Here is a 26,260-nt window from a genome sequence, read left to right as displayed (position 1 = left end):
TGTCTTGAGCGCGGGGGCGGTTCTAATGCCGGCAACCAATGACGGGCTGGAAGGGGAAACGTATGGATCGCCGCAAATTCATGGCCGGATGTCTTGGAGGAGGTCTTGGGCTGCCGCTGCTGGCACAGGCGGGCGGGGCGCAAGCGCAGGCGGGGCTTTCAAAAATCATCTTTCCGTTCGCGGCGGGCGCCGGCGGCGACACGCTGTGCCGGCTGATCGCGCAGGAGATGGCGCCGGTGCTGCAAAGGACCATCGTGGTCGAGAACCGCACTGGCGGCGACGGCCTGATCGGCATCAAGGCGGTGAAGGGTGCGAACTCCGATGGCAGCATGGTGCTGGTGACGACGGGCCCCACCATGTATCTGCTGCCGATGGTGGAGACGACGCCGAGCTTCGACACGGCCAAGGATTTCATGCCGGTGTCGCTGCTGGCGCGGTTCGAATTCGCCGTCGTGATCGGCCCGGCGATCGATGCTGCCGATTTCAAGTCATTCGTGGCCTGGCTGAAGGCGCATCCGGACAAGACGTCGTTCGGGGTGCCGAGCAACGGCACCATTCCGCATTTCATGGGCTCCAAGCTCGAGAAGGATCTCGGCATTCCCCTGACCCGCGTGCCCTATCGCGGCAGCGCGCCGATCCTCAACGATCTCATCGGCGGCCATCTGTCGTTCGGCATCGTGACATTGGCCGATGCGCTGCCGCAGCACCGCGCCAAGGGCGTGAAGGTCATCGCGGTCTCGAGCGCGGAACGGTCGCCCTTCGCGCCGGAGGTGCCGACGCTGAAGGAGAGCGGCATCGCTCTCGTTGCGGATGCCTGGTACGGCATGTGGCTTCCCGCCGGCAGCCCGCCGGAATTCGCCAGCAAGCTCGGCGCCGCCGCGAGCGCCGCCCTCGCCAAGCCCGAGGTGAAGGAGAAGCTCACTGCGATCGGCCTGATCCCGGTCGGCAGCAGCCCGGATGAGCTGACCAAGGAGCTCGCCGCCAACACGGCGTTCTGGCAGCCGATCGTGAAGGCGACGGGATACAAGATCGAGAATTGAATTCTTCTCCCTCTCCCCGCTTGCGGGGAGAGGGTCGGGGTGAGGGGGAGTCTCCGCGGGGACGGTGGCAGTTGGACTCGCGGAGAGTCCCCCTCACCCGGATCGCATCTGACGATGCGATCCGGCCTCTCCCCGCAAGCGGGGAGAGGCGAAGACAGACTCAAAGCTTCGCGCGCTGCGCGATGCCGTCCTTGATCGCTGCAAGCTCGGCCTCGTCCCAGATGCCGATCAAAACACCGCCCTTCACCTGGAGCTGGTTGTCGGCATAAGCCGCGATCTTCTCGCGCGGCGTGGTGATGTGGTCGTTGGGATGCAGCGCCCAGTCGAACAGCTCGGCCTGCAACCGCGCGATGATGCCGGCGCAATCAGGATCATCGCCGCGATCCAAAAACTCTTCCGGATCGGTCTCGAGATCGTACAGCATCGGACGGAAGCCCGAGGCGTGGATGTATTTCCAGCGGCCGTCGAACACCATGAACAGGCGGCAGCGTTCGATCGGCTGGTTCAGCTTCAGCCGCACGTCCTGCATGGCGTAGTCGTATTCGGAGAACGCGACCTTGCGCCATTCCGGCTTTTCGCCGCGCAGCAGCGGCAGCAACGAGCGTCCTTCGAGAATGTGGCCCGGCACCTTGCCGCCGAAATAATCGACGAAGGTCGGCGCAAGATCGATGCCCTCCACCAGCGCGTCGCTGCGCGTGCCGCGCGTGGCGTCGGCTTCCCGGGAGGGATCGATGATGATCAGCGGAATCTTTGCCGACTGCTCGTGGAACAGATCCTTCTCGCCCATCCAGTGATCGCCGAGATAGTCGCCATGATCGGAGGTGAACACGATCATGGTGGTGTCCAGCAGGCCGCGCTCTTCCAGGAATTTCATCAGCGCGCCCATCTGGTCGTCGATCTGCGTGATCAGGCCCATATAGGTCGGGATCACCTTCTCGCGAGCGTCGTCGCGCGCCATGTTGTGGGAGTAGCGCATGTCCATATAGGCGCCGAACACCGGATGCGGGTTCTGCCGCTCGCGCTCGGAGCGGATCACCGGGATCATGTCGTCCGTCGAATACATGCTGGCGTAAGGCTCGGGCGCGATGTAGGGCCAGTGCGGCTTGATGTAGGACAGATGCAGGCACCACGGCTTGCCGTCGGTCTCGGCCTCGCTGATGAAATCCATCGCGCGCCGCGTCATGTAGGGCGTCTCGGAATGCTCCTCCGGCACGCGCGCAGCCTTGTCGGCATGCACCAGCAGCCAGCCGTTCTGCAACGAGCCGTCCTCCGCCGCGCCTGAATTGGCCCAATGCTCCCAGGGATTTGTAGCCTCGAATCCCTGCTGGCGCAGATACTCGTCGTATTTCGGGCGCGGCCTTCCGGTCGGATGCAGGCCGTCGTCGCGTTCATAGGGCTCGAACCCGCATTCGGCGACGTGCACGCCGATCATCGATTCCGGCGGGATGCCGAGCGCCTTCATGCCTTCGAGGTCGGGCGCCATGTGGGTCTTGCCGACCAGCACATTGCGCACGCCGATTTTCTTGAGGTGATCGCCGAGCGTGGGCTCGCCGACGCGCAGCGGCCAGCCGTTCCAGTGCGAGCCGTGCGAGCGCATGTAGCGGCCGGTGTAGAACGACATCCGCGAGGGCCCGCAGATCGGCGACTGCACGTAGGCCTTGCTGAAGAGCACGCCGCGCTTCGCCATGGCGTCGATGTTGGGCGTCTTCAGCGTGGGATGGCCGGTGCAGCCGAGATAGTCATAGCGAAGCTGGTCGCACATGATCCAGAGAACGTTCTTCGCGCGCGCCATGCGTCATCCCTGCCGTTTCTTGCTTGTTTAATGCTGCGATATTAGAGCGCCGGTGACAACCTGCCAGTGATGCGGGTGCCCGCAGCCTACACTCCAATGTCGTCCCGGCGAAGGCCGGGACCCATACTCCTCAGAAGATGTTATGGCGCGAGATGGCAATGACCAATCTTCGCCAAATCGCATTCGGTGGTTATGGGTCCCGGCTTTCGCCGGGACAACCCAGGGGAGATAGTTTAAGCCGACCAGGGCTCGGCTTCGGCGGCGCTCTTCGCCTTGGCGGACACCGGGGCCTCGCCGATCACTGCGACAAGCGCGCGCAACGCTTCCTTGACGCCCTCTCCGGTCGCGGCGGAGAGCAGCAGCGGCGTCTTCTTGGCGGCGCGCTTCAGCCGGTCCTTCTGCTTCTTGAGCTCGTCCGGCTCGACCGCGTCGATCTTGTTCAGCGCGACGATCTCGATCTTGTCGGTGAGCAGGCCGCCATATGCATCGAGCTCTGTGCGCACGGTCTTGTAGGCCTTGCCGGCGTGCTCGCAGGTCGCATCAACGAGATGCAGCAGCACGCGGCAGCGCTCGACATGGCCGAGGAAGCGGTCGCCGAGGCCCGCGCCTTCATGCGCGCCCTCGATCAGACCGGGAATGTCGGCCAGCACGAATTCGCGGCCGTCGGCATTCACGACGCCGAGCTGCGGATGCAGCGTGGTGAAGGGATAGTCGGCGATCTTCGGCTTGGCCGCGCTGACCTTGGAGAGGAAGGTCGACTTGCCAGCATTGGGGAGGCCGACGAGGCCCGCATCCGCGATCAGTTTCAGCCGCAGCCAGATCCAGCGCTCCTCGCCGGGCTGGCCGGGATTGGCGTTGCGCGGCGCGCGGTTGGTCGAGGATTTGAAATGCGCGTTGCCGAAGCCGCCATTGCCGCCCTCGGCGAGCACGAATTTCTCGCCGACATTGGTGAAGTCGTGGATTAGCGTCTCGCGGTCTTCATCGAAGATCTGCGTGCCCATCGGCACCTTCAGCACGATGTTCTTGCCGTTGGCGCCGTGACGGTCCGAGCCTGCGCCATTCTCGCCCTTCTGGGCCTTGAAATGCTGCTGGTAGCGGTAGTCGATCAGCGTGTTGAGCCCGTCCGCGACCTCGATGATGACGTTGCCGCCGCGGCCGCCATTGCCGCCGGAGGGGCCGCCGAATTCGATGAACTTCTCGCGGCGGAACGCCACGCAGCCGTTCCCACCGTCACCGGAGCGGATATAGACCTTTGCTTCGTCGAGGAATTTCATGGGCCATAGGTAGGCCAGCCGGTCCCCCGCGGCAACCCGGACTTACCCGCAAACCGGCCGAAATTCCGCGAATTTCGCCCCTTGCTTAACCCAAGACGACTTCAGTGGGGCCGTCGCCGGATCAGGAATTTCTGAATGCCCTCCAGCACCAGCTCCGTGCGCTGGTTGAACACGGTGCTTTTGAGCGTCACCACGCCGGTCGAGCGTCCCGGCGCGAGTTCGGTGACCTCGAGCGCGGGATAGATGGTGTCGTCGGCGAACACGGGTTTGAGGAACCGGCTCGATTGCTCGAGGAAGCCGACGAGGGAGTCCTCGACCATGAACGGAAACAGGCCCGCGCCGGGCGCGGTGTGGATCAAGGTCTGGAAGCCGTGGGCGAGCAGATGCGGCATGCCGCGGCTGCGGCAATATTCCACGTCGTAATGCACGGGGTGGGTGTCGCCGCTCGCGGTCTGGAACGCCGCGAACACCGCCGAGGTCTGGGTCCGGCTCGGCAGCACGAAGCGTTCGCCGACGACGAAATCCTCAAACCAGCGTTGCGTGGGGATCATGCGGTGCCGGGCCGGATCGAAGTCGGTCATGTCAAAGCTCTCTTTGTCGATGAGGCGCCTATCGCTACCGCGACGCGAAGAGTGCGACAATCCGTTCAATTCGGCGGTGGCGGGCTTGTCCCAGTCGCTCACGTCATTAAAACGACCGCAAGCGACGCTAATCGCGGGTTTTCCGTGCTCTCTCCGCCCGTCATTGCGAGGAGCGAAGCGACGAAGCAATCCAGACTGCCGCGGTGGAGACAGTCTGGATTGCTTCGCTTCGCTCGCAATGACGACCTCTCACACTCCGACTCGTTTCAATGCCCTTCTTCAAGAACCTCTCCGCCTATGACGACCGCTCCGCGCGCCTCGCCGGCATTGCGCTGATGGCGCTGTCGATCTTCATGTTTTCGTTCGGCGACGCCATGGGCAAGTTCCTGGTGGGGACCTATTCGGTGGGGCAGCTGCTGTTCCTGCGCGCCTGCGCGGCGCTGTTGCTGCTGTCGCCGCTGATCTGGCGGCAGCGTCGCCAGTTCCTGCATCTGGAGCGGCCGCGCTTGCAGCTGTTCCGCGTCGTGCTCTCGACGCTGGAAGTGGCGGCCTTCTTCCTTGCGACGGTCTATCTGCCGCTCGCCGACGTCATCACGTACTACCTCGCCGGCCCCATCTTCGTCACCGCGATGTCGGCGATCTTCCTGGGCGAGAAGGTGGGTTGGCGGCGCTGGACGGCGATTTTGATCGGTTTCTGCGGCGTCGTGATCGCGCTGCGGCCGTCGGCGCAGACCGTCAGCCTGCCGGCGCTGATCGCGCTCGGCGGCAGCCTGTCCTTTGCAACCCTGATGCTGATCACCCGCAGCCTGCGCAAGACCCCCGACATCGTGATGGCGTCCTCGCAATTCGTCGGCACGTTTTCGCTGGGTGCGGTGCTGTCGGCATTCCATTGGGTGCCGCCGACATCAGGCAGCCTCGTCATCTTCGCCCTGGCCGGATGCATCTCGGTGACGGCGCTGTTCTGCGTCAACCGGTCCCTCAAGCTCGCGCCGGCCAGCGTCGTCGTGCCCTATCAATATTCGATGATCGTCTGGGCCGTGATCTTCGGCTTCGTCGTGTTCGGCGACGTGCCGTCGATAGCAACGATCGTCGGCGCCGCCATCATCATCGGCGCCGGGTTCTATATCTACTTGCGTGAGCGCGATCTGGGGCGCCCGAGCAACGAGGTAAATCCGCCGGCGTAGCCACAACGCCGTCCCGGGGCGCGCGCAGCGCGAGCCCGGGACCCATACCCACAGGGAGTGGTTTGACGAAGACTCGGAGTGGGCGCTTCGCCTCGCACTTCTTCCTGGGATTATGGGTCCCGGGCTCGCGACTTCGTCGGCGCCCCGGGACGACAGCGGTGATTGAGGACGCGCCCTACCTCACCCGTCTTGCGCTGCTCCAGCTCTTCAGCGACGCCCACACCCCGCGCGACAGGCGGAAGCAATCGACGGGCGTGGACGAGCCCAGCGCCAGGAAGCGGTGCAGCTGGACGCCGCTCCACTGGAAGCCGCACTTCTCCAGCACCTTGCGCGAGGCGGGGTTGGTGACACGCGCGCCGGCATGGAGGTGGTCGTCCTCGAACTCCTCGAAGAAGAAGTCGATCGCGCCGCGCGCGGCCTCGGTGGCGAAGCCCTGGCCCCAATGCTCGACGCCGAGCCAGTAGCCGAGCTCGGCATTGTCGGGCTTCGAGCAGTCGATCCCGACCATGCCGACCGGCCCGCTGTCGTGCTCGATCAGGAACACGGTCTCGCTGCCGATCTCGGCGGTGGCGCGGACGAATTCGATGGCGTCGTCCTGCGAATAGGGATGCGGCAGGCGGCGCGTGTTCTCGGCGACGCGGCGATCATTGGCGAGCCGGGCGATGGTCCTGACGTCGGCGAGGGTCGGCCGCCGCAAGGTCAGCCGTTCGGTGGCGACGACGCTCGGTCTCGCCTCCCGCAAGGTGGTGCTCGAAAAATCCTGCAACATGTCCGGCTCCGTCGAAGTCACTAAGACAAAACGAAAGGGGAGGCCGGTTTCCCGCCTCCCCTGGAGCCTATTTGTGGACTCCGCCGGTTTGGTCAGGACCCGGCGGACTCCAAATTTGATCCACCGTCTATTCAGCCGCCTCTGCGATCGGGAGTACCGATACGAATGTGCGGCCGTTGGCTTTGGCTTGGAACGTGACGCGACCCTCGATCTTGGCGAACAAAGTGTGGTCCGTGCCCATGCCGACATTAAGGCCGGGATGCCAGGTGGTGCCGCGCTGACGCGCAATGATGTTGCCGGGAATCACAACTTCCCCGCCGAACGCCTTGATGCCGAGGCGCTTGCCCTTTGAATCGCGACCGTTGCGCGATGAACCGCCTGCTTTTTTGTGAGCCATGGCTCGTCTCCGAAATCCTGAGTAGTTCTAGATCAATTCCTTGACGGAATCATTTCATAATTTCTCACGCATCAATTCGTGAATTGGCGTGATCAATTTATGCGGCGGCGTCTTCCTTGGCCGCTTCCTTGGCGACCTTCTCCTTCTTCGGACGCGGCCCCTTGGTGGGCTTGGCGTTGTCCGTCAGGATCTCGCTGACGCGCAGCACCGTGATCTCGTCGCGGTAGCCGCGCTTGCGGCGCGAATTCTTGCGGCGGCGCTTCTTGAACGCGATGACCTTGGGGCCGCGCTTGTGGTCGAGCACCTCGACCGCAACGGACGCGCCGGCCACCGTGGGCAGACCCAGGATCGGCGTGTCGCCGCCGACCACCAGAACTTCATTCAGCTGCACGATCGAGCCGACTTCGCCTTCGATCTTGCCTACTTCCAGGACATCATCCGGAGCGACGCGGTACTGCCGGCCGCCGGTTTTGATGACTGCGAACATCGTTGTTTTCCTTCGTGTTCAATCCCGGCCTCGCGACAGTCTGTCGGGGCCGGCTTTTTGTCAGTCGCTATGGGTTTATGCGAGTTTTGTGCGGGTGGGAGCTATCCCTTTGAAAACCCACGCAAAAACAAGCGGCGCGAGAAACGCCCCGCGCCGGGTGTGGGACTTATAGCCGCCGGACGCCGCAAGTCAAGGAAAACCGCTGAAAAAGGCCCGGATTTGAAGGATTTGGCCGCCCGCCCGTCCGCCGATTCTGCCCCGGCGTTGCAACCAACGGGTTCCCGCGCCGTTGTCCCCCAGATTTCGCAAGCGGGCAAGGGTCCCATGGCAACGGACGAACTGGTCGCGACGACGGGCATTGCGCAGCACGGCGCGAGCCGCCTGCCGTCGGTGGACGTCGACAGTTTCAACATCGAGATCAAGGACGAGGACGGTTTTCTCGGCGACCGCGCCAGCAAGGGCGCGTTCCGCGAGATCCTCGACCGCTGGCGCAAGCCGCTGCGCAAGACCGGCGAGGACCCGTTCGGCAAGGAACCCTCGGACCAGATCAGCAAGAAGACGCTGGATGCGATCCTGATCGGCGACGACACCGAGGCCTCGGCGCTGGTCCACAGCGCGATCGAGGATTTCGCCCAGCAGCTCGCCTATGTCACGCGCCGCTTCCTCAAGACCAAGGCCTGGGCCAAGACCGAGCGCATCATGGTCGGCGGCGGATTTCGTGATTCCAGGCTCGGCGAGCTCGCGATCGCGCGCACCGAGATCATCCTGAAATCCGAGGACTTCAAGATCGACATGCAGCCGATCCGCCATCATCCCGATGAAGCCGGCCTGATCGGTGCGCTGCATCTGGCGCCGTCATGGATCTTCGAGGCTCATGACAGCATCCTCGCCGTCGATATCGGCGGTACGAATATCCGCTGTGGCCTGGTGGAAACGAGCTGGAAAAAGGCAAAAGACCTGTCGAAGGCCAAGGTCGTGAAATCCGAGCTATGGCGTCATGCCGACGACGAGCCGACGCGCGAAGGCGCGGTGAAGCGGCTCACCAAGATGCTGAAGGGGCTGATCGCCGAGGCCGAGACCGAAGGCTTCAAGCTCGCGCCCTTCATCGGCATCGCCTGTCCCGGTGTGATCGACGCCGACGGCTCGATCGAGAAGGGCGCGCAGAACCTGCCGGGCAATTGGGAGAGCAGCAAGTTCAACCTGCCGGCGAGCCTGATCGAGGGCATTCCCGAGATCGGCGAGCACGACACCGCGATCCTGATGCACAATGACGGCGTGGTTCAGGGCCTCTCCGAGGTGCCGTTCATGCAGGATGTCGAGCGCTGGGGCGTGCTCACCATCGGCACGGGCCTCGGCAATGCGCGCTTCACCAACCGCCGCAAGGACAATGGGAAAGACCGTGATTCTACCGAGAATGGGAAGAAAAAGGCCAAGTCTGACAAGGAGTAACCTTGACTGGTTAGGTTAAGGGACGGATTGCGTTGCGGTGCATGGGGCACCCGCTACGGTCGAATCTGTCGCCTCACCTGGCCGGCGAAGCCGCCCTTCCCGGTCAGTATTGCAATGAGCGGCACGGGACCGCCAGTGTTTACCGCGTCTGGCGGTCCCACCCCTTATCCGGACTCAACTCCAGCCGACGCGCTGAAAGAACGCCGCGATCTCCGCGGCCGCGTGGTCGGGATTTTCCCGATGCGGGAAGTGGCCGGCGCCGGGAAACATCGCGAGATCGAGCGCGCTGAACGTCTCGCCGAGCCGGTCGGTCCACGCATAGGGAAACAGCGGATCGTGCTCGGCCCAGCGGACGCAGGTCGGCACGTCGATCGGCGGAAGCTGTGGAGCTTCGCCCTTCATCATCGCGACGCGCCCGGCATGCGAGGCGCGATAATGCGCAAAGCCGCCGGCAAGGTTGCCCACCCTAGAGAAATTGTCGACGAAGGCGTCGAGGACGTCGTCGAAGGCGTCTTTTCGATGCGCCCAGCCCTTCAGGAAGTGACTGATATAGAGCCGGCAGCTCTCGCGGCTCGCGCCGACGAGCCGCACGGCCATCTCCATCTGGTGGAAGGACTGGTACCAGATGTGGTTGAGCCGGTCGGGCGCCGCCATGCGCGGTCCGATGCCGGGATAGACGAAATCGAAGAAGAAGAGACCGGCGAGCCGGCCCGGTGCCTGCCGCGCCAGGGGCTGCATCACGGCGCCGCCGACATCGTGGCCGACCACGGCGAATCGCTCGATGCCGAGCCCCTCCATCAGCGCAAGCATGTCGGCGGCATGGCCGTCCGGCCCGTAAGGCCCGTCAGGCTTGTCGCTGTCGCCAAAGCCGCGCAGGTCGGGCGCGATCAGCATGAAGCGATCGGCCAGCCGGGCCATCACCGGCTCCCAGGTCAGCCAGAATTCCGGCCAACCATGCAGCAAAAGCAGCGGTTTGCCCTTTCCAGCGCGAACCAGGTGGAAATTGGCGCCATTGGCCTTGATCGTCAGATGCTCCATCGCGGTTCCTCCCGGGCGAAGGATGGGGGTTGAAAGAGGCAGCGGATTTTCCCCTTTCGCGCCTTGTCTGGCCCGCCATCCTCGCCTATTAACGCCCCCAACCACAGGGGCCCTGCTCCTTACTTGGCGCCTTCAGGAGAGGTGGCAGAGTGGTTGAATGCACCGCACTCGAAATGCGGCATAGGTGCAAGCCTATCGGGGGTTCGAATCCCTCCCTCTCCGCCAGGTCACTCGCATCCGACCGCCACTTTCCAACGCCGAAAACCTCGAAAAGCAACGCTTCCGGCCTGCCCAGGTGTGCCAGTGTCGAAGCGTGTATCCCGCAATGTAGTCCACGAAGTAGTCCAACAGAAAAGGGCGTCCACGGGCCCGGCGCGCTGGCCGAGAGGGCCCGGCCGGGCGCCAACCTATCTGGTGCGCCGGCTTTCCACGTATTTCTTCCAGATTAGGCCCCCCGCAAACCTTGCAGCCAGACTGCCGTCATGCGCTCCTATTCGGGTGCGACTTGGGGTGCTTCCGCATCGTGAGGCGCAGCGGCGGGCGTCTTGGCTGGGCGCGCTGGCGCAGACCGGTTTCAGCCAGTGGAGAGGCGGGGTGAGTACTGACATCGGGGGAGAGATCCCGTGCAGCGACGTCGGGTTTCCGAAGGGCAACAGCCCTGAGGAATTCCTAGCGAACATGCTCGCCTTCTTGGAGGCGGCGGCGGCTAAAATCGCCAATCCCCCGCCGTGGCCGGATTTCTCGCCGGACGCGCTTCGCGATATCGCCTCGATCCAGGAGGCGGTGCTAATCCAAAGAGAGGTCAGCAAGGGAGGAGCAGGAAATCCAACGGTCGTGGCCCGAGCCGACCTGCTGCGCCAAGACGTCTGGAATCGTTGGCGGGCTGGCGCAGGAATCGCCCCTGGCGGCGAGCCGCTCTCAAACGTGCTCGGCAAGCTCACCGAAGTCGCCGACCGGCAACTTGCCATTCTGGAGCAGACCTCGGCGACGTCGACCAGCCGCAGGCCGCGTGACTTCAGGCCGGTGAAGCCCGAGCCGGCGCCGACGGTCGCTGCGCCTAACGTCGAAACCTCGACCGCGCCCAAGTTCAGTGAGCTAGAAGACGAATATTTCGAGCTGCGAAAGGCCGGAGGAGCGTCTGACAGTGCCATCAGCACTGGCCGGATGCGTGCAGCAACTTTCAAAGCCCTTGTCGGAGATCGACCGATCGATTGCTATTTGCCGATCGACCTGCAGAATTTTGTCAACGAGCTTCAGTATGTTCCGGTTGAGCTTTCGCGTGAAGGCGCAAATACCGAAGAGCTGCGGCAGATGGGCATCCATGCAGCAATCGAAAAGAACAAGGTTGAAAGCTGCTACGAGCCTCTGGCCCTGAAAACCATCCAAGACGGATACGTTCAGACGGTGCGAGCTATCATTAACGGCGCCGTTGGCTTGCACCGACTTCGCAATCCATTCGAGGGCTATCGGGTGCGTTGGCCGGACAACGCCAAACCTTCAGTGAAGCGCGAAGCGCTTGACTATGAAAAAGTTGACAAGGTCTTCCGACTGGGTGTGGAGAGCGGCTATCTGGATGACGCGATGCTGGGGCCCCTGTGCCTCCTCTCGTCGCGCCGAATCGGAATCCTTCCGTTCATCCGGGGCAGCGATATTGACCGGAAGCATGGTGTCGACATCGTGCGCGTCAACGGCATCGTTTATGACAAAGAAAAAGGAATGTACAAGCGCGTCGGCTTTAAAACAGAGGCCAGTTTGCGCTTCTTCGTGCTGCATGATTTTTTCCGCCGTATCGGCTTCGTCGAGTGGGCGGCCGCGCAGGGCGACAATTTCATCTTCCGCTTGCTCGCAACCACGACCGATCCCGGTGACGTTGCTTCGAAGCGCGTAAATCGTCTCCTCAAGAAGGCCGGCGCTATCGGTATGAATATCGAAGTGGCCCACTCCTTGAGGCATGGCGCCAAAGAGATGTTCATCGAGGAGGATCTCGATGACGAGGCCACCAGGTTGCAGATGGGCCACGAGGCAAACGACGTTCACGGCAACTACGGCCAGCAGTCCGCGCTGCGCCGCAAGCAGTGCCAGGAGCTGGCCAATTTCGAACTGCCGAGGGAAATCGACTGGTCGATGTTCGAGGGTCTGGATTTCGAAGCCATGGCATCCGAGCAGCGCAAGATCGGACGTCCGAGGTCTCGAATTTGACTATAGTCGGAGCTGCCGCGACCGCGTTCTCTTTATATCGTTGGTCGACATAGGCAATAGTAACCAGAGCCCCCTTTCGCCTAGGACCTTTGCTGATGAAGCTAAGACCAAGCTGAAGTTCGGAGGCTTCGATCTGCAAGGTTGGCGACCTTAGGCAAAATATCCATGTGAATTTCTCAACGAGGATGTGGCGTCAGCGGGATGCGCTGCTATTCATGATCTACGAGGTCTCCCCTCGCATACGCGCTGTCGTAACTGCGGCGTAAGAGCGAAAGTCTAATCAAGGATCGTGCGCGCCACGTTGCTTGCTGAATGCCTGGCGTGATTGGAAGGGAGACCTCGTGCCCAGCCTCGCATCTCTCTTCGGCGCTCCGATCCGGATCACCGTTCCAAACGAGCTTACGAGCGAAGCCGAACTGCTGAAGCATCTTGCTTTATCGGCAGCCGAACTCAAGAGGATCTGGTGGTTTCGCGGCCGCATGTATCAGAAGTTCGAGATTTCGAAAGGCGAAGGAAAGAAGCGCGTCATAAGCGCGCCGGACCGTCGACTGAAGATGCTGCAGACAAAAGTCGCGTCCTCGCTGGCATCGATATACAGGCCAAGAAATCCCGTTCATGGTTTCGTGGGCGGCCGTTCGGTCAAGACGAACGCTACGGCTCATCTCCGGAGCAAGTTCGTGATGAACTTGGACATAGAAGGCTTCTTTTCGGCCATTACGGAAGGACGCGTATCCGGTCTTATGAGTGCGCTCGGCATCGATGGTCGGGTCGCCGAGATCCTGGCGCGGATCTGCTGCAACGAGGGTGTCCTGCCGCAAGGCGCGCCTAGTAGTCCGGTGATTTCTAACATGATCTGCTTCCGGATGGATAAGGAATTGCAGATAATCGCAAAGGAAAGCCGCTGCATCTACACTAGATATGCTGATGACATCACTTTCTCCAGCTACCAGCCGTTGACCTTGCTGTTCGAAGGATCTCCGCCGCCGGCCGGGAATTTTTCGCCCGATCTGCTCAAAGATCGGCTTCGCGGAGCCTTCCGATCCAACGGCTTCGCGATCAATGCGCAGAAGGTCCACTATGCCGACAAGCATTCGCGCCGAACGGTGACCGGCCTGAAGATCAACGAGCTCGTCAACGTCGATCGAAAATTTGTGCGAAACATCCGCGCGGCGTTGTTCGTGACGGAAACACAGGGCGCTGCGGTTGCTCAGAAGATTCTCAAGGACAAGTATGGTCGTGAAGCGATCTTCGCGTCGCATCTTCGCGGACGAATATCCTGGGTGGGGCACATCAAAGGACCTTCGGACCCGGTTTTCCGCAGTCTGGCCTCGCGCTACAACAAACTCTTCCCCTCCGAGAAACTGGAGATTCTGCCCACAATTTTCGAGATCAGGGAGCGTGCTGTGTGGGTGGTCGAGCATTGGGGAGATGATGCAGCGGAAGGCAGCGCGCAGGGCACGGCTTTCTTCTTGAAATCGGTGGGTCTCGTTACGGCCTATCATTGCGTGGAGGGGGCGACCGAGATCGCGGTCTATCACCCCAGCAAGCCTTCAAATAAATTCAAGGTGGCCGTTGCCAAGAAAGACGCCCATCGCGACTTGGCCCTTCTCGCTCACGAAATACAAGCCACGGAGTACTACGAATTCGATATGTCGAAACGCCGGCTCAAGGTTGGCGACAACACGACGGCGATTGGATTTCCGAGCTTCGGCCCAGGCGACAAGATCAACGTCCGATCCGGATCTATAACGTCGTTGCCCACAAAGAGTGCCGTTCCGATGATTGAGGTAACGCAAAAGCTCTCGCAAGGCATGTCCGGTGGTCCGTTGCTCGATGAGGACGGCGCCGTCGCCGGTATCAATCATAAGGGCGGACCAGGGGAGCCCAGAGATTTCGCCGTGCACGTCAACGCGCTGACCGATTGGCTGAGCGAGTCCTAGGTCGATCCGGCGAGATCTCCGGACCGTGCCTTCAACGGTGCACGCTTCTTGAGCTCACTCACACATCCGGCGATGCCAGACGACTGACATCGGCGATTTCGCTACATGAAGAAGCGAAACTGATAAGGTGTCGAACCTAGGCCATCCATGCGCTTGACGACGCGCGCGAGCACTTTAGCGTAAGCCATCGTTACGGGCAGCATGTCGTACAGCGCGTCGTTGTTCCAATCCATCTTCGCGAGAGCGAGAGCCGAACGGGCAGTCTCGTCCCAACTACCATGACCCGCGTGGCGGATCAGACGGATCGGTCGCGGCGTGCTACGACCTCCTTGGTAGTATGAGCGTTCGGCAACGCCCTTCACGTCGCCGTGCATCCAAAGCAGGCACTCTCGATCTCCGAGCGGGATCAACGTGCCGCGTTCAACCGGATAGCCGAAAGGCTTTCCTTTGGCGCCGCTCTGCCGGTCGCGTTCGATCCTGACGCCCCGCCAGCCGACGTCCTCCACGACCTGCACGAGATCGACCGCTTCGCACAGATGCAGCGCTTCCATGCAGCCGTCGATCTCGTCCTTCTTGAACTCCGTCGTCTTGTGCACCGTGACGCGCCGAGGCGTGCGGCCCGAATGTCTTCGCCGATAGAGGTCCAACGATCTGCTCATCACACGGAACATCTCGGTTCGGGACATGAACGGATTCTCCCGCTGAACGTCGATTTCGTGGGCATCGTATGCGACGAACTCTAGGCCGGCGCCTTCCGCGTCGAAGACCTGACTGCAGCACGTGACGAAGCGCGGCCGGTCGGATTCGGTCGGACGCACAGCGTAAGAGAGACCGATATAGGCGGCCTCAGGATCCGTGTCAGCGAGCTTCCAGGGGACGCCTCCCGCCTTCGCGTAAATAGCAAGTCCGATGCGCCACATGACGCTTGCGCGGTCCGGATAAGCGAGCGCCCGGTCTTCGCGCACCAATTGGATCGGAATCCGTCGCGCGGCGGTCGCAGCCTTGAGGTGGTCGTGGAGGTCGAAATCGTCGCCGGCGGACCCCACGAAGCCCGCGGCCCAGCTTTGCGGGATGTAGATGAAGACAATGTCGAACGCGTCCCGACGCGCCTCGAGAGATTGGATGGCGCGAATCAGCCGATCCGCCAGCACAACGTGGGGCCTGGCCGAGTCCTTCATCTCGAACTCCAGCCGATCGTCCAACTCGAGGTGGCAATCCTTAACGGCGCCTCGCATATCGAGATTGAACGCCTTGCGGAAGCCGGGCCAGGCCGGAAGGTAGTCCTTGCGTTCGGTCGCCTTGAACTCGGCGGCGAGTTCTTTCATGAAGCCGTAGAGTCGCGCCCCCTGCCGCGCCGGCGCGATCGTCGCGATCCGAATGGGATCGGGGACTAGGCCTGACGAATAGGGACCAAATCGCAACAGCCCGCGCAGGGGATGCAGGTCGACGTCGGATGTTCGCTCGGGATGGAATGCGAGCTCGGCTTCCGGGATGAAAAGGTGAGGCGATATCTCGCTCGTCATGGGCAAGCTCTTCCTGAATAAGCCGTCGTATCGCCGAGCCTGAAGGCCGCATCCACGCCCGCGCTGATGCCGAGGGCCAGGATATCGCGCGCCGGGCACGCGAACAGCGTCGACCAGAACGAGACAAGGGCATTGAGCGCGGGGTTGTAGCGCCTCACTGTGCGCTCGCGGGCAAAATCGGTCGCCGCGGTTCTGTTCCCCTGCGTTATGCCTTCGAACACGGTGCGCGGCTCAAGCAGAAGCCAGAGCCGCTCGTCCGCCCAATCCAGCCGGATGCCCAGGCCCTCCCGCCACCTCAATTCGGGATGCTTCGGTACGGTTCCGCCGAGGCTTCCCGTCAGCCTCTTCAGCGGCGCCCACTTCGCGTCGTCGATCGATGACGGTGTCAGAAAATCGCCGCTCCGGCGACGATCGGCGGTCATCTCGTGCGCTCGGGTCAGCGCGTGGGTCAGAGCTTCGCGCAGAAGGCCGCGCTCCTGGCTTTCGTAGCGCAGTCGGCGGACTTCGATCGCGTGCAGGTCGAAGCTTTCAATGTCGTAGGCCGAAAGCACGGCTCGCACGTCGGCGTCGGAGCCGAAAGCGAGTACTCCGGCTCGTGACCGGGTCGCGAGCACCGGCAGGTCTGCGGCTTCGATCGCCGACCTGACTTCCGCCACGCCGCCGATGCCGCATACGACGCGGCGACAAACGGTCGGCGTTTCGATCAATTCGAGTGCATTGAGCCGGACCACTGGAAAACCGCGCTTGCCGGTCGGACGCGGTGCGGGCGACCAGATTCGTCGCTCCAAAGCGAGTTCGTCCAAGGCCTTGGTGTCCAGATCCTCCGCTAGGCGAACGAGGTCGCGCAAGACTTCGTCGAAATTCTCGATCGGCACCAGCCCGCCGTCGACGCCTTTGCGGGCGGCGGCCGCCAAGAGCCGTTGGACGCGCGGCAACGGCGGATCCTCGCCGCGATGGAGCCAGAAAAGACCTGCCGGAAAAGGGGGGTCCCGTTCGAGAGCCGTCTCCAGCGTGTCCATGATGGAGTCGTCTCGGCCGCTGTAGCCCGCGACGATAAGGCCCCACCGGCCGCAACTTTCGATCAACAACGCCCTGAGCTTCGCATCCTGTTCGCGCAGTTCGTCTCCGGTGTTCTTCAGCCTGCGCGATCGAAAGTCGCCGTGCAGTTTGACTTCGACGGGCCAACGCCCTTCGTCGATGACTTGGCGTCCAATACTTCCGGTCTCGATCGCCACCGTCGTCAACTGACCCGTTCCGCCGTAGACCTTCGCGCAGCCGTCGGCGATCAACGGGTCGAAATTGGTCGTCCACATGAGGCGAGCGCGTCCGCCCCTCATCATTGTCGCAAGAGCGATGTGTCCGTAGGACGGCTTCGCGCCGCTGACCTTCGACGCAATGTAGGTTCGACGGTCCGCCTCGCTCGGATAGACGGCTTCGAAGAGAGCCGCATACTCGTCGGGAGCGCCGGGCGGCGGCAGATTCCCGATGCCATCGATGAATGACTGCAGTTCACGCCGGACGGCCGGGTTGGCGAGGTCGGCGACCATTTTCGGGGAGACGCGTCGCTGACTTATGTAGAGCTGCTGCTTGAACTCCCAGATCATGTCCCACGCCGTGGGAATGCCGGCGGCCGCCGATCCACCTGCTCCGAGCAACCACATCAGATTTCCGCGCCGTTGCGAGAAGCGGCGCGCAAAATCATCCGCAGCTACGACGGGAAAGACCGAATCGGCTGACATCCCAACATTGTAGTCTTGGAAATTGCGCTGTGCGACTTAAGGGGACGCTTCTTGACCTCCTGCCCACCGGAATATTCAGCCGATCTCGCCGCCGGCACCGGGCAGTCTCTGAGAAATTAGGTGAGGTGCCAGCTTCAGGCACTGCGAACACCTAACAACGTTAGCTCAGAGCAATGAGGTCCACACGAGATCTGGAGAGGTCCTTTGGCGCTCATATCAGGTGCCGCAAGCGAGCGGCCACCTCTTAAGGCACGGTACAAGAGCTCGCGTAAGTCTAGTGATACCCGGGGCGCCCAGCTTCTGACCACTCCGCGATAAGCGATCCAATGCGCCCACGCGCGTCTCGGAATTGCCGGAGTAGCTCGGCGCATTGCTCTTGAGTCTTTTTGAGAGTCGGATTGCCGCGAGCCTCTACTTTCCAGAAGTGTACGAGGATGGTCTCAGCGAACTTTGAGCGTCGGCTATCGTCGCTGTCAACGGGCAAACTCCTGAAGTCGCGAGGAGTGGCCGCTTTCAAGTCTGTAAGCAATAACTCTCTGGCTTCCTCCAGCGTATTCGCCATAGCCAATTGTCTTTCGAACTCTTCTGGGGTGATAACCGGCATGCTTAAGGCCTCCACGTTGTCGAGCAACCTAGAGCACAATCGTACTAATACCGCTTGCTTCAGTTACCTAAAAAGCAAGCCAATTCTTCGCGCGATCGTAAGAGTTCGCCTGGTTTATAGTGACAGCAACAAGAAGCACGTTCTCTCAATGACTCCGACATATCCCAGAATTTTGCTCACGCTCATCATTGTTTGTTTTGCCCTCGCGATCGGCTATCCAGCCGCTTTTGTTGCGCAGCATGGTTGGCTGGCAGTGAGCTGGCCGCCAGAACTCGCTGGCGTTTCGCCCGCCGCCTGGGCACTTCATTTTTTCGATCGCTTTTTCAACTTTCCGATGATCTTCGGCACTTATCTGGACATGGCGCGGGGCCAGTTACCCGCGTTCAGTGGTGGCGGGGTTGTGCAGTTCTATGCCATCTGGGGCGTGACGGCCTTCATCGCCACGCTTCTTCTGCTCAGCGGCAAGCCTGCCTCGCTCCGCGACTATTCAGGAGTCTATGGCGATGCCAGGTGGGCGTCGGACAGAGCTGTTGGTAAAATGAGTAAGGGGTTAGAGGTCGGAATCGACCCCGTCACCGGCAAAGCCGTACGGATCCAGGTGGAGGGAAACCTTCTCACAATCGCGCCACCTCGAACGGGGAAGACGGGCGGCTTCATTATTCCAAACCTAACATGTCCAGAACCTGATGCTTGGGCAGGGCCAGCGGTCGTGATTGATCCAAAAGGCGATGCTTACAGAGCCGTGAAGCGCCGCCGCGAATCAATGGGGCGGATTGTGCGCTGCATTGATCCTCTCAATATGGCCGGTGGCGCGGACCGATGGAACCCACTTCTACTCGTCGATCCATCAAACATCCTCTATCTTCAAAGTATGGCTCTGTCTCTATTGCCTCCATCTAAGGAGCCTAGTGACAACAGTTATTTCCAAAGCCGAGCAAGCGACCTGATCGTTGCTGCGATCCTGGCAACGCTGCGGAATGGAAAAGCTGATCCGGTCGGAGCTGCCCTGCTTCTAATGAACCCTGACGACATGCTGAAGGCGGTCCGCCACGCAACGGATCACTCATCTCGGGCTGCGGCCTCGATACTTGAGATGGATCCAAAATCCCGCGACAGCCTTATTTCGACCGCTCAGCAAGCCACACAGTGGTTACGCGACGGCCGTATGCAAGATGTGGTTCAAGCTCATACTTTTCAATTAGCGGACCTTGCTGCCGGTAATGTCGATCTTTTCATCGTACTACCAGCCGGGGAGGAGAAAGCAATTCTGGCGCCTTATGTTCGCTGGCTGCTCGCCGATCTGTTTGCGTCTGTGCGCAACAATCGACCGACTGAACGCATAATCGCGTTCATCGACGAGGCGTTTGTGCTCGGCCGATTTGACGCCATCTTAAACGGTGTAGGAGAATTGCCGGGTTACGGATTATCAATTTGGACCTTTTGGCAGTCTCGATCCCAACTCGTTGATACATACAATGACAACGGTGCGGATACCATGATTGCTACCGCAGAAATGCTCAACATCTTCAACCTTCCAGCGTCTCTGCCAAAAGAAAATGAGTACTGGTCGAACGCAATTGGCACCTACACCGGGATCAAGATCACAACGACGCCCGACTCCGCGACAGGAAAGCCGGTTCAGACGAAAACGACCGAAGCATTGCGACTTGTGCCCGCCTCTGAACTTCCCAAATTGCTTCAAAAGAACCAGATCGTGTTCTTGAATAGCCTGTCGCACACTCCGGATCGGGTAAAGCTAAAGCGTACAGTTGCTCATAGGGACCGGCGTTTTGCATCGATCGTCGATTTTCAGCCGCCCGTCGGCAAGAGCGGCTGATCGCCTCTATCGATCATTTGCAACATTGACTTTGGCGGTCGCGTACCCTTCTTGCGCATACCACTTCCGGACGACAAAGGATCCATCGTAGCGCTTCAATAGCACCAGACTTTCGCCGGCCGGGACCGTGCGCCTGAGGATTTCACCGTTTGGCATCTGCCAGTCCACAGTCATCGGACTCGAGATGACGATAAGCTGGCCTGTGTTGCTCCAGGCCGCGAATAAAACGTATCCTACTGGTACGACAATGGTGGCGACGTAGAATCCTCTCAGGAGGTCTGAGACAGATTGCGTCCCCCGACGAAGCAGAGCCGCAGGCCGCCAGGCGAAGACCTGCCACTTCGGTCCGTAACCGTTGCTCAAAATCGACTTCCGAAGTTCGTTCTTTTCGTTTGGAAGCAAATCAGCATCATCAAACGCGTTGAGCCTGTGCGCCTTCGACTGCTTCAAGAGTTCTGCCAATCGGCGTTTACTTACTACTTCGAGCTGCCGCTCAATATCTCCTACCCGTTTCGCGGCAGACCTGTATTTCTTATTCAGTGCTTGATTGTTGGCACTCATCCAATCAACCATTCTGCGGCGGGCCTCACGGCCTCCATGGCCTCTTTCCGAAATCGTTCAAGATCCTTCTGAATGCGTAAGGCAGGGCCAATTCCATGTCTTGCACGCAGCTTGCCGGCATCGAGCTTGCCGATCATGAGGAGACCGCCGGCCTGGAGGTACTCGTCGGCCCCGTCTTCCAGAGATTGGTGCTCAAACGACGTCGCCGTGGCGCCGTTGCTGAATTTGTTGAGCCAGGTTGCATCGACACCGCCGTGCAGGCGGTTCTCGATCATGAAGCGTGCTTTCGTCCAGGGCTTTGCAACTGACAGCAGTTTCGGGGCCTCCGCAAGCGCGCCTGGCTCGTTGGTTACGACAACGCAGATGCCAAAATCGAGACCTTCATCGCTGAGGCTAGGAGCGATGTCGGACAACATCGTAAGGAAGGTCATTGAGGTATTCGCGCCGACATCAACGACGGTCGACGTCTTGGTCTGCGCAATTGCGTCAATGACGGCGTCGAACTCTGCCCGCGATGCCTTGCCGCCGGATCGTTCGATATCCTCTCGCGTGGCCCTCATCTTGAAGAAGCTGACACGGTCGCCAAGCTCAAGCATGCGACGGCTCGCGTCAATTTCGAACACCGGTGCGCCGTCGACCGCCTCCGCGAGAGCACGGGCAAAGACCGTCTTACCAACACCGCCCTTTTCCTGGATGATCAGCAAAATTCGGGGCATTTATTCATTCCTTCTTCAATACGGTTTGGAGTTTTTCCAGAGCCGCGCGCCTCAGGTCTTCTTCTGTCGCGAGCTGGGCGACGTTGCGCGTGTCTGCGGGGCTAACGAAGTCCGGGGAGAGGGTCAGGCGTTTCACGGCAGGGTGCTCGACCGTGTCGCTTCTGTCGCGGGGGCCGGCCTTCAGGGTTTTCTTGCGCTGCTGTGCCTCAATCTGGGTGACAAGCGCCGTCAGACGGTGAGTGGTTAGAGGGATGCGATCCTTTCCCTGAACCACGCCCTGCTCGGCGAGAGCCTGGGCGATCACAGCCCAGGGCACGCCGTCTTTACGAAGTTGATGGATGGTCGGAAGGGCTTCGCGGACCGCTCTTGATGTGCCGGTGGTTTCCCGGGCGACAGACGACGTGCCGCGCGCCTTCTGTAGGCGCAGCGCGTCGTGGCGGAGCTTTTTGGAATTCAGGGGCATTGACGCCCCTACGATAGGTCGTAAGGGGCCGTACTAGCCAGTGCTAGTCATGCTAGTAGTTACTAGTCACTTTGCTAGTTCATTACCATTGAAGTTGGTTTGCACACCACACGCACTAAAGTTGCCATCCACTAACCACGATGGAATAGGGGAGCGAATCGAGGGTTGATGCGCAGCCCATCTCATGCGACGGCGCAGGGCAGCGGTCAAGTTGCCATCATTGCGAATTGCTGGGAGAGCGCATGCAGACCTACAGGGTGCAGATCGAGCCGAAGCTTTCCGAGCGGCTTGAACAGGCCGCTCGGGCAGCGAAAATTGGGCCGGCCGAACTGATTGCGCAATGTGTTGAGCAGCACCTCGATATCGCTCTTCGCTATGTCGCGCTCCTCGATCGCCTCGACACGGTCGACCAGGGGCTCTTGGACCTGGCAGGCCTTGTCGGCGAGGCCTCCGCTGGCAGGAGCGTCGAGGTGTCCAGTATCTGCCGGTATTCGCCTCCGAAAGTATGACCGCCTCGCTACATACATTGGGAGCGGGCCGCGACGCCGGTTTGTACTACGTCAACGATCCCAATCGCGAGGCCCGCCCGAGGAATCGAGACGAATACTATATTCGGGATGGCGGCGGCGTTTGGTGGACAACAGGCGAAACGATCGTTCGGCACGGTGCGGCGATCGACAAGGAAACCTTTCGAGATCTTTGCGCGGGAATTGATCCGCGCACCGGCGAGCGACTCGTCCGCGGTGCTGGACCGAAGCATCGTGCCGGATGGGACATCACGTTTTCTGCCCCGAAATCTCTCTCCATTTTGTGGATGGCTGGGGACGAACAGCAGCGTGCTACCTTGCACGCCTTGCACCGTGCTGCGGTTGAGGATGCTCTCAGATTCTTAGTGGATGAACGACTTGTGGAGGTCCGCTTAGGTGCGGGCGGATATCTCCGCGAACCTGCCGCCGGCGTTATCGTCGGTCGTTTCGATCATTTCACCTCGCGTGAGGGTGACGGAGCCATTCATACGCATGCCGTTTTGCTAAACACAGCTCGATCCGACGCAAAATATCGTACCCTTGAGCCTGAAAAATTGTTCGAGCACCAGCTCGTCCTTGGCGCGGCGTTCAGGGCCTCGTTGGCCCACCGTTTAGCCGCTATTGGGTTTCCGCTGCGTGAAGCTGGACGCAATCAATTCGAGATTGCCGGCATCCCACAAAGTGTAATCGAGACCTTCTCGAAGCGATCGCGGCAGATAGAGGAGCTTGTTGGACGGGACGCGACCGGCGCACAAAAGGAATTGGCCGCGTTGGCGACGCGCGGGTCAAAAGATGAAGTCCCGGTAGGTGAGATCCTGGAGGCTCGCTGGAAAGAAGAGCTCGCGCAAACTGGCACCGATCCATGGGAGGCGGTGCGCAACTTCGTGCCTAGCCAAGAGGTCGAACCGGCACTAGAGCGCGATTTCGATCCTCCAGAAATCGAGGGATCGGGTCCGGTTGCGGTTGCCGCCTCGAAGCTCTTCCGGCACCAGAGTGTAATCACCCGCAAGGAGTTGGTGCATGGAGCGCTCATCGAGGCGGCCATTCGCGCGATCAGCATAGATCAGGTTTGGGCAGAGCTGCGGTCGCACGAGGAACGTGGAATTTTTCGTAAGCTTTCGGGCGAAGGACGAGCTGAGTACTGGACCACGCCAGCTATCGCTGCCGCAGAAGCAAGCCTGTTGCGATCCGCGGATCGCCTCAATGAGCAGGACTGGTTTCAACGGGATGCGCTTGAGGCGGCGCTCGCAAACGCGCCCTACCTGTCCCAAGAACAAGCCGATGCTATTAGGTTTGCCGCCAATCGCGATGGAGTGACTATATGCGAGGCACCGGCTGGCACCGGGAAAACGGTGATGACGAAAGCGTTTGTCGATGCTGCCCGGCGCTCCGGCCTCAAGATTTTGGGATTGACGCCCACTTGGGTGGCGGCCGACGAGCTTTCAAAATCTTGCGGTATCGAAGCATGCGCTATCGCTAAGTGGCGATACGACCACGAGCGCAAAGTCGGATCTGAGATCGGTGCCAATACACTGATTGTCATCGATGAGACCGGCTTGGCCGGCGTGCGGGATCTAGAGACGGTCTTAAGGGTGGCTCATGATGCACACGCGAAGATTGTGTGTCTCGGAGATCGGCGTCAGCTTCAGGCCGTGCCAGGAGGCAGCGCGCTGAAAGCGATTTCCGATGTGATTGCGCGTGGTGCAGTTTTATCGCAAGTGCGTCGACAAACGGTGGACTGGCAGCGCGCGGCATCGATGGTGATGGCCAGAGGTGATTCGGACGCGGGTCTGCGTGCCTACGCGCAGCATCGGAAGCTCGAAGTTGTGTCTGGCGAAGCCAAGGCGCAAGCTCGGGTGATCGAAATGTGGAGCAGCTATCGCCATGCGCATGGTGATGATGTTTTGATCGTAACACGCCGGAATTCTGATGCAGCAGCTCTCAATAGAGCGGCGCGCGCTGTCCTCCGTTCTGAAGGCCGTCTAGTTGGTGAGGATTTACCTCTCCCTGCCGTTGGCCGTGACAAGAAGGTTGGCACGATTGATCTTGCCCAAGGTGACCTCATACGGTTCAGTGAAAATCTTCCCCGATTCCGCATTCGCAACGGAACCCGTGGTACAATCGAGCGCGTGGCGCGAGACAATTCTGATGTGAAGGTCGCCGTTCGGCTCGACGACGGGCGCACGATCGAAACGGAATGGGGATCTCTGGCTCGCGAGCGCGCCGAAGGCCCACCTAGGCCGCCGCGTATTTCGCTGGCCTATGCAGGCACGGCGTATTCAGTGCAAGGCCGAACGTCCGCTGCCGCCGTGCTGTACGTGGCGAAGCCGACGGACGCAAGGGAGGTTTATGTCGGACTTACGCGACATAGGATCGATGCTTACGTTGTCGCCGAGCGCGATCGGCTTGAGGCTGCTGTAGCGAAGCACTATCTCGACCCGCGCATGGTCCCAGGGGAGGCTGCAATTCGTGAGCGGCTTTTCCACGAAGCCACATGTTACGCCGAAAAAGTGAACGTTGTAGATTTCGTCGACGATCGCGTTGAATTCGCACGGACCGGACAACTTCGACTGCGACCGGAGGTGGGGACACTCAATGTCGGTCGAGTTGCACGGGCAGCACGCCGGATGTTGGAGGCCTCGCGCGAATTGTCAGCTGGCAGCGCTCTCAGCATTCCCGTTTGGCGGTTGATCGACGGGGCGCGTCACATCAGGCAAGATATTGCGCAACGCGTACGCCAGATTATTCAGGCGATCAAGGACGGCATAGATCTCAGAGCCCAAGACCGCGCGGCAACTCGCGAACTGGACCGCGGGCGCTGACGTGATCCTACTTGACTGGGCTAGTCCTAAGCCGGGCGCGGTCTTGCCAGGTGATCTTGCCGATGTGGGCGCCGTTCCACCCGGCTTGTTTCGCCGTATCATTAACGAGGAAGGGGTTGGTTGCCTCGACCAAGTGCTTAGCCGTTAGGGGGCCGGCCTCTATTCAATTTCATATGTCCTCTTGTGGCACGCAGTTGCCTTCCGCGTGATGGTTGCCGCATCTTGCTATATGGATAGACCGAACCAGCGGAACGATAGGCCGGACACCCGTTTTTGAACCGTCGGGACATTGGATCAGCACCCGAAGCCATACGCACAACAATGGGTCTTAATCGGCGCGCTTGAACAATTCGGTCTTATTACCAGTGACAACCGTCAGTTCGGATGGTCTTCCGCTCTCATCGCCGGAAAATCGTAGCCGCAAGTTAAGCGCTCTCGCGACAAATTCCCCGGTGACTGCAGGATACGCCGCAAGCGCCCGTTGATCGGCAAACTCGATGAGATGGTGGTGTCGCTGCTGCCTCACGCCTATCGTGCGGTTCACGCTCTCATAGGTTCCGGCATACGGGAGGTCAGGTACAACCTCGCTGATCTGCGGAACATCTTGGAGCACTGGCCAGCCATACTCACGTCCTACTGCAGCCACGATCTCGCTCCGCAACACAGAGCCTTGATTGGAATTCAGCATCACAACCACGCCTTTGCCAATGGCCGGCAGCATCAGCATTGTGGCTACGTAACCATGATCCCAGCCGTGATGGAAGAACCGAAAGTGCTGCTCTTTACCTGCGCAAAACCAACCAAGTCCCACAAATTCCTGCCCGATCTCCTGGTCCGGCAACTGAGGACGAAGCATGCTTTCTCACCGTTTCGGGCGCGAGGCCGAGTTTGGAAACATCGCCGAGTAAAGACCGCATCATCTCAACGCCCAGCGCCGTAAGATCGGCGGCCGTGGTCCAGGGCCCCGCGGCTGCCATTTCGGGATAAACGTGGTAGCCACCTTCTATTTCGGTGCCGTTCAAGGGGTGGCCTCTCGCCGCTCGTTTGGCAAAAGGAGGCGGCAGAGGCTGTTCGAAGCTGCTATCCGTCAATCCAACCGGCTCCAAGACGAGCTTCCGCATCAGCTCGGGAAACGGCGTTCCCGTCACGTCGACGACAAGTTGCTGCGCAATCGTCGTCCCGCCGCCTGTCATTCGGCCCTTTAATTGCGGTGTGATGTCAAGTGGTGTCTCCTTTCTTGAAGGCGGTAGCGCTCGGCCTGTGGGAGCTCGCCATTGCGTAGACAGGGCGAGCGCGGGTGATGACGATGCCAGTCCGA

General features: G+C 60.7%; 22 protein-coding genes and 1 tRNA gene. 9 read left to right on the top strand and 14 right to left on the bottom strand.

Going from position 1 to position 26,260, the window contains the following annotated elements; translation table 11 throughout:
- Positions 1 to 62: 62 nt before the first annotated feature.
- Positions 63 to 1,040, top strand: coding sequence for a Bug family tripartite tricarboxylate transporter substrate binding protein (locus tag WN73_RS20265; RefSeq protein WP_271554569.1), 978 nt, complete (start codon positions 63 to 65; stop codon positions 1,038 to 1,040).
- Positions 1,041 to 1,200: 160 nt separating this feature from the next.
- Here WN73_RS20265 and WN73_RS20260 read toward each other — a convergent pair whose 3' ends face one another.
- From WN73_RS20260 to WN73_RS20250, 3 genes are all read right to left on the bottom strand, one after another.
- On the bottom strand, positions 1,201 to 2,832 hold the full coding sequence (locus WN73_RS20260; RefSeq protein WP_271554567.1) for an alkaline phosphatase family protein: 1,632 nt from the start codon (positions 2,830 to 2,832) through the stop codon (positions 1,201 to 1,203).
- 233 nt (positions 2,833 to 3,065) lie between these two features.
- Positions 3,066 to 4,106 carry a GTPase ObgE gene (obgE, locus tag WN73_RS20255; protein ID WP_011083257.1) on the bottom strand — a complete coding sequence of 347 codons (1,041 nt, stop codon included), beginning with the start codon at positions 4,104 to 4,106 and terminating at the stop codon, positions 3,066 to 3,068.
- Positions 4,107 to 4,207: 101 nt separating this feature from the next.
- Positions 4,208 to 4,687, bottom strand: a complete 480-nt coding sequence (locus tag WN73_RS20250; protein ID WP_028174852.1) for a MaoC family dehydratase — start codon at positions 4,685 to 4,687, stop codon at positions 4,208 to 4,210.
- A gap of 269 nt (positions 4,688 to 4,956) precedes the next feature.
- Here WN73_RS20250 and WN73_RS20245 point away from each other — a divergent pair, with 269 nt between their 5' ends.
- A complete protein-coding gene (locus WN73_RS20245; protein WP_271554564.1) occupies positions 4,957 to 5,871 on the top strand; it encodes a DMT family transporter in 915 nt (304 codons plus the stop codon).
- 175 nt (positions 5,872 to 6,046) lie between these two features.
- On the opposite strand, the gene WN73_RS20240 is transcribed toward WN73_RS20245, so the two are convergent.
- The 3 genes from WN73_RS20240 to rplU form a co-directional block, all read right to left on the bottom strand.
- Positions 6,047 to 6,640: a GNAT family N-acetyltransferase gene (locus WN73_RS20240; RefSeq protein ID WP_271554562.1), complete on the bottom strand. Its 594-nt coding sequence runs from the start codon at positions 6,638 to 6,640 to the stop codon at positions 6,047 to 6,049.
- A 127-nt stretch (positions 6,641 to 6,767) separates the two neighbouring features.
- Positions 6,768 to 7,037, bottom strand: a complete 270-nt coding sequence (gene rpmA / locus WN73_RS20235) for a 50S ribosomal protein L27 (RefSeq protein ID WP_011083253.1) — start codon at positions 7,035 to 7,037, stop codon at positions 6,768 to 6,770.
- 97 nt (positions 7,038 to 7,134) lie between these two features.
- On the bottom strand, positions 7,135 to 7,524 hold the full coding sequence (gene rplU, locus WN73_RS20230; protein ID WP_060909734.1) for a 50S ribosomal protein L21: 390 nt from the start codon (positions 7,522 to 7,524) through the stop codon (positions 7,135 to 7,137).
- A 324-nt stretch (positions 7,525 to 7,848) separates the two neighbouring features.
- On the opposite strand from rplU, the gene WN73_RS20225 reads away from it, so the two are divergent.
- Entirely contained in the window at positions 7,849 to 8,973 is a 1,125-nt protein-coding gene (locus WN73_RS20225) for an ROK family protein (protein ID WP_011083251.1), read from the top strand.
- Positions 8,974 to 9,147: 174 nt separating this feature from the next.
- Here the strand turns inward: WN73_RS20225 and WN73_RS20220 are convergent, their stop codons facing one another.
- Positions 9,148 to 10,011 carry an alpha/beta fold hydrolase gene (locus WN73_RS20220; RefSeq protein ID WP_028174849.1) on the bottom strand — a complete coding sequence of 288 codons (864 nt, stop codon included), beginning with the start codon at positions 10,009 to 10,011 and terminating at the stop codon, positions 9,148 to 9,150.
- Positions 10,012 to 10,146: 135 nt separating this feature from the next.
- On the opposite strand from WN73_RS20220, the gene WN73_RS20215 reads away from it, so the two are divergent.
- From WN73_RS20215 to WN73_RS20205, 3 genes are all read left to right on the top strand, one after another.
- Positions 10,147 to 10,236, top strand: a tRNA-Ser gene (locus WN73_RS20215).
- Between the two features lie 369 nt (positions 10,237 to 10,605).
- Positions 10,606 to 12,210, top strand: a complete 1,605-nt coding sequence (locus WN73_RS20210; RefSeq protein ID WP_271554558.1) for a hypothetical protein — start codon at positions 10,606 to 10,608, stop codon at positions 12,208 to 12,210.
- Positions 12,211 to 12,551: 341 nt separating this feature from the next.
- Positions 12,552 to 14,150, top strand: a complete 1,599-nt coding sequence (locus tag WN73_RS20205) for a trypsin-like peptidase domain-containing protein (protein ID WP_271554557.1) — start codon at positions 12,552 to 12,554, stop codon at positions 14,148 to 14,150.
- A 101-nt stretch (positions 14,151 to 14,251) separates the two neighbouring features.
- Here WN73_RS20205 and WN73_RS20200 read toward each other — a convergent pair whose 3' ends face one another.
- Together WN73_RS20200 and WN73_RS20195 are read right to left on the bottom strand one after the other, a co-directional pair.
- On the bottom strand, positions 14,252 to 15,475 hold the full coding sequence (locus tag WN73_RS20200) for an argonaute/piwi family protein (protein ID WP_271554555.1): 1,224 nt from the start codon (positions 15,473 to 15,475) through the stop codon (positions 14,252 to 14,254).
- 194 nt (positions 15,476 to 15,669) lie between these two features.
- Positions 15,670 to 17,412: an SIR2 family protein gene (locus WN73_RS20195; protein WP_271554554.1), complete on the bottom strand. Its 1,743-nt coding sequence runs from the start codon at positions 17,410 to 17,412 to the stop codon at positions 15,670 to 15,672.
- A gap of 602 nt (positions 17,413 to 18,014) precedes the next feature.
- Here WN73_RS20195 and WN73_RS20190 point away from each other — a divergent pair.
- Positions 18,015 to 19,853: a type IV secretory system conjugative DNA transfer family protein gene (locus tag WN73_RS20190; protein ID WP_271554552.1), complete on the top strand. Its 1,839-nt coding sequence runs from the start codon at positions 18,015 to 18,017 to the stop codon at positions 19,851 to 19,853.
- Between the two features lie 6 nt (positions 19,854 to 19,859).
- Here the strand turns inward: WN73_RS20190 and WN73_RS20185 are convergent, their stop codons facing one another.
- The 3 genes from WN73_RS20185 to WN73_RS20175 are packed head-to-tail and all read right to left on the bottom strand — an operon-like array spanning position 19,860 to position 21,593.
- Positions 19,860 to 20,414, bottom strand: a complete 555-nt coding sequence (locus WN73_RS20185) for a hypothetical protein (RefSeq protein WP_271554550.1) — start codon at positions 20,412 to 20,414, stop codon at positions 19,860 to 19,862.
- Positions 20,411 to 21,130 (bottom strand): hypothetical protein, encoded by a 720-nt coding sequence (locus tag WN73_RS20180; protein ID WP_271554548.1) that lies wholly within the window; start codon positions 21,128 to 21,130, stop codon positions 20,411 to 20,413. The genes WN73_RS20185 and WN73_RS20180 overlap by 4 nt, the downstream gene beginning before the upstream one ends.
- Before the next feature lie 4 nt (positions 21,131 to 21,134).
- The gene (locus WN73_RS20175; RefSeq protein ID WP_271554546.1) at positions 21,135 to 21,593 is read right to left on the bottom strand and encodes a hypothetical protein; all 459 of its coding nucleotides are present in this window, start codon (positions 21,591 to 21,593) and stop codon (positions 21,135 to 21,137) included.
- A 242-nt stretch (positions 21,594 to 21,835) separates the two neighbouring features.
- Between WN73_RS20175 and WN73_RS20170 the strand changes: the two genes are divergently transcribed.
- Together WN73_RS20170 and mobF are read left to right on the top strand one after the other, a co-directional pair.
- Positions 21,836 to 22,102: a hypothetical protein gene (locus tag WN73_RS20170; RefSeq protein WP_271554544.1), complete on the top strand. Its 267-nt coding sequence runs from the start codon at positions 21,836 to 21,838 to the stop codon at positions 22,100 to 22,102.
- A complete protein-coding gene (mobF, locus tag WN73_RS20165) occupies positions 22,099 to 24,942 on the top strand; it encodes a MobF family relaxase (RefSeq protein WP_271554542.1) in 2,844 nt (947 codons plus the stop codon). Before WN73_RS20170 ends, mobF begins: the two co-directional genes overlap by 4 nt.
- A 328-nt stretch (positions 24,943 to 25,270) precedes the next feature.
- Here mobF and WN73_RS20160 read toward each other — a convergent pair whose 3' ends face one another.
- On the bottom strand, positions 25,271 to 25,798 hold the full coding sequence (locus tag WN73_RS20160) for a serine hydrolase (protein ID WP_271554541.1): 528 nt from the start codon (positions 25,796 to 25,798) through the stop codon (positions 25,271 to 25,273).
- On the bottom strand, positions 25,725 to 26,135 hold the full coding sequence (locus tag WN73_RS44725; protein ID WP_442870119.1) for a serine hydrolase domain-containing protein: 411 nt from the start codon (positions 26,133 to 26,135) through the stop codon (positions 25,725 to 25,727). Before WN73_RS44725 ends, WN73_RS20160 begins: the two co-directional genes overlap by 74 nt.
- Positions 26,136 to 26,260 lie beyond the last annotated feature (125 nt).

Origin of the sequence: Bradyrhizobium sp. CCBAU 45394, assembly GCF_028128655.1 — a bacterium.
Taxonomy (GTDB): Bacteria; Pseudomonadota; Alphaproteobacteria; order Rhizobiales; family Xanthobacteraceae; genus Bradyrhizobium; species Bradyrhizobium diazoefficiens.
This window is presented reverse-complemented; position numbering and strand designations above follow the sequence as displayed.